Below are 3,310 nucleotides of genomic sequence, written 5' to 3'. Positions count from 1 at the left end.
CAGGCGGCGGCCTCCAGACGCTGTATCTCCAGGATCGCCGCGATGATCATCGCCTGCCCGGCGCGGCACCTCGGGCAGCCAGACACGGTCTTTCTTGCGGCACCGCCCGTCCCGCGCGATCGGCCGTCCGAACTGACCCGGTGGTCCGCCGCGGCCGCGTGAACGAGCATGCGGCGCATGCGTTCCATCCTGCTGCTGCTGCTGGGGTTCCTGACCGCGGGCTTGGCCCATGCCGCCGGGGGCTGTCCCGACCTGACCGGCCGGTACCGTATGCCCGATCGGCATCCGTCCCTGGAGACCGGCCACCGTGAGGTGATGACCGCGCTGCGACTGGAGGTGTGGCCCGCCGAAGCCCACGACCTCGAGATCTCCGCGAGCCCTGACGGCCGCACGATGCAGCTCGATCTGGTATCAGCGCCGGACACGCGGACAACGACGCCCTACCCCCGCGCGCCCCTCGCCTTCGGCACGCATTACGACTGCGCCGACGGCTGGGTGTCCCTTCGCAAACAGGTGCCTGCCGCCCGCAGGCAGGAGCGCGCCTACCTCGAGGGGGGCACGCTGGTCAGACTGCGGCGCGCGGGCGGCGGTGGGCTGACCTTCGAGCTGCGCTTCTCTGGCGTCGAGCGCACGAATCTCTATTCCTACGACTCGGCGCGCATCAGTGTGCCGCGTCTCCTCGGCCGGCGAGCGCAGATCGACACGTATCACTGGATGCCGGCCAGCCTGGCACCGCCCCCGCCCAAGCTGCCCGACCCGGCGAAATTGGCCGCCGAGCGGGCCCAGGAGGCGTTACGCGCCCGGGTGTCTGAGCTCACCGGCGGAGCCACGATCGGCATGATGAAGGCCGAGGGCGAAGGCACGAGGCTGCAGCTCATCGCCGCGAACTCCGACGCAATGCTGAGAATCGAGGACCGTCTGCTCGCGTCGGACCTGGCGTACGCGTTCGTGCAGGAGCCGTACTGGGTGGTAAACCGATACATCGCTGAGATCCTGGTGAGCCCCGCGCACGGCGGCGCCGCCCGGAGACCGAGCGCCTTTCGCATCGAGAAGGAGCTCAACAGGCTGATGTGCAAGACCCCGGAAACGGGGGCCCAGGTGGTCAAGATGGCCCGCTCTGGCGACGGGTACGTGGCGAGGGTGGCACTGCCAGGCGGCCTGACTGCTGCAGAGGCCGCGGACTGCGTGAACTGGCGGGGCAGCCCGCTGATCGCCCGGGTGCTTCCCATCGGAACAGAGCCTGAACTCGCCTCGGGTCAGGTCCAGCGGGAGCTCTCGGTGTGGCGCGTCGACCTCTGGCGCTGAGGCGGCTGAGCAGCGCCAGCGCGCCAGAGCAGCACTGTCAGAGGAAAGTCGACATCCACTTCCGAACGCCAGGCCGCACAACTGACACCAGGGACCTGCCACCGCTCTCGCCAGACGATCAGGCTGAGCTGCAGTGGCTCGAGGCGTCGATGCGGCAGCAGTCCAATCGCTTCGGCGTGAGGTTTCAGGAAGCACGCTTCGCCTCGGACTTCGTCGCGTTCGGACGGTCTGGTCGGATCTGCGATCGAGCACAAGTGATTCTCACTGACTCACAGCCGACCGCAGCCCACGTGCCACTGGCCAATCTCCGATTTCACCGAGGCCCGGCACCCGCCCGCTGCCGCACCCCGGTTGGCTTCACGCTTTATGCTCCGCCTCCTGACCCTGCGCTCCGGCGGACTCGCTTCACTCGCCGCTGAGCTTTAACGTTAGGCGTCACTCGTGCTGCCACCTTGACAAACGTAGCTTGTAGGCTACACTTGGCTCGGGTGGGTTGAAAAGACTGACGAGTACGCCCGATGCATCGACCCTCTCAAGGACGCTGCAGGCCGAGCCCGGATTCTCGTCCGAGTCGAGCGATTGATCGCTGGAAACCCAGGTCAGCACCGTAACCTCACCGGCGGTGTTTCGGAGCTCAAGATCGACGTTGGCCCTGACTACAGGGTCTATTACTCGCAACGCGGGTCGAGACTATTGCTTCTACTGGCCGGAGGCGACAAGTCGAGCCAATCCAAGGACATCGAGCTCGCAATCAAGCTAGCTCAGAACTTTCGGGAGTAGCGAGCCATGCCACGTGCGCCGAGCAAATCGTCCAGGACGCGGACCACACCCTATGACATCGCAGAGCATCTGCGCACGCCCGAAGAGATGGCCGCGTACCTTGATGCCTGGCTGGAGGAGGCCCCTGACGATGCGTCCGGGATTGCCAAGGCCCTGGGTGATATTGCCCGAGCCAAAGGTATGAGCCAGGTGGCCAAGGATGCCGGCCTGAGCAGGGAGAGCCTGTACCGAGCCCTGAGCGCCGATGGCAATCCGAGCTTCGCCACGGTGCTCAAGGTAGCTCGTGCACTTGGCGTCAAGCTGCATGCTCAAGCTGCGTAACAGGTACCCAGACGTCTGACCCTACGCTCAACCGGACGCGCAACAGCGTTCGTCACCCGGGCCTTATTTCATTCTGGCCCGATCGCCGCCCACTGCCGCACGCCGGTCAGCTTCACGAAAGGCCACATGCTCACACCCGCGCTCCAGTTCTCAGTCGAGGTTTACCGGCGCTATGTGTCGCCGCACAAGGGATATCGCTGCGCTTACGCGGCGCTCCATGGACGCATGTCGTGTTCAGACTGGGCCGTTCGGGTTCTGAAGCGCAGGGGCTCGCTTGCATTTGTCACCTGGTTGCCCAGACGATTCCGGTCTTGCGCAATCGCAAGCAGAGCGCTGATGACGGCGCCTTGGCTGGTCCATGCGCAGGCGCACGGGGTGGGTGCAAGTCGTGCATGGCCTGACGGCCAGGATTCAGGCCTCCCGACTCCCTCATCCAGGCCAGACGAGCACAAGAAGAAGATGTGCGCGGCTGATCTGGGGATCAATTGCTGTTGCGTGGGGCCATCACTCTTCTAGGCGGAATTCTTCACACACCGCACCAGATGGCAACTACGGGCGAAGTGCCTGAGCTGATGGTTGCGGGGTCAGGCCGCCAAGGACACGGCTGTCATCAGACATCAGCAGAATCACACCCACCATGCACGACACGCCCCTCGATTTCTCTGGCGCTCCCCTGTCGCACCAGAAGGCGATTGTTCGCACCTTCTATCAGGATATGTGGAACCGCGCGGATAGCAGCCTGGTACCCGGCATCTTTCATCCCGACTTTACCTTTCGCGGATCACTCGGCCCGACTCTAGTCGGACATCAACCCTTCATTGGCTATGTCGAGTCGGTCACCGCGGCGCTGGGAAGCTACACCTGCGACATCCTGGCCCTCGTGGAAGAGGGAAACCAGGTCTTC

General features: G+C 64.8%; 4 protein-coding genes and 1 pseudogene. All 5 read left to right on the top strand.

Annotated elements, in window-relative coordinates:
- Nucleotides 1-177: 177 nt before the first annotated feature.
- Nucleotides 178-1,305 carry a hypothetical protein gene (locus tag AC2H6A_RS18855; RefSeq protein ID WP_484275259.1) on the top strand — a complete coding sequence of 376 codons (1,128 nt, stop codon included), beginning with the start codon at nt 178-180 and terminating at the stop codon, nt 1,303-1,305.
- A 504-nt stretch (nt 1,306-1,809) separates the two neighbouring features.
- Nucleotides 1,810-2,085, top strand: a pseudogene (locus AC2H6A_RS18850) (type II toxin-antitoxin system RelE/ParE family toxin); the annotation flags it as partial.
- A gap of 6 nt (nt 2,086-2,091) precedes the next feature.
- Nucleotides 2,092-2,406: an addiction module antidote protein gene (locus AC2H6A_RS18845; RefSeq protein ID WP_484275258.1), complete on the top strand. Its 315-nt coding sequence runs from the start codon at nt 2,092-2,094 to the stop codon at nt 2,404-2,406.
- Nucleotides 2,407-2,532: 126 nt separating this feature from the next.
- The gene (yidD, locus tag AC2H6A_RS18840; RefSeq protein WP_484275257.1) at nt 2,533-2,922 is read left to right on the top strand and encodes a membrane protein insertion efficiency factor YidD; all 390 of its coding nucleotides are present in this window, start codon (nt 2,533-2,535) and stop codon (nt 2,920-2,922) included.
- 121 nt (nt 2,923-3,043) lie between these two features.
- On the top strand, nt 3,044-3,310 hold a 267-nt coding region (locus tag AC2H6A_RS18835; RefSeq protein WP_484275256.1), incomplete at its 3' end, for a nuclear transport factor 2 family protein.

The organism is Quisquiliibacterium sp. (genome assembly GCF_982640115.1).
The sequence above is the reverse complement of the archived record's forward strand: the minus strand, read 5'-3'. Positions and strand labels throughout refer to the sequence as shown.

Coding starts and splice junctions, on each gene's coding strand:
- AC2H6A_RS18845 (WP_484275258.1), top strand. CDS start 2,092: ATGCCACGTGCGCCGAGCAAATCGTCCAGGACGCGGACCACACCCTAT.
- yidD (WP_484275257.1), top strand. CDS start 2,533: ATGCTCACACCCGCGCTCCAGTTCTCAGTCGAGGTTTACCGGCGCTAT.
- AC2H6A_RS18855 (WP_484275259.1), top strand. CDS start 178: ATGCGTTCCATCCTGCTGCTGCTGCTGGGGTTCCTGACCGCGGGCTTG.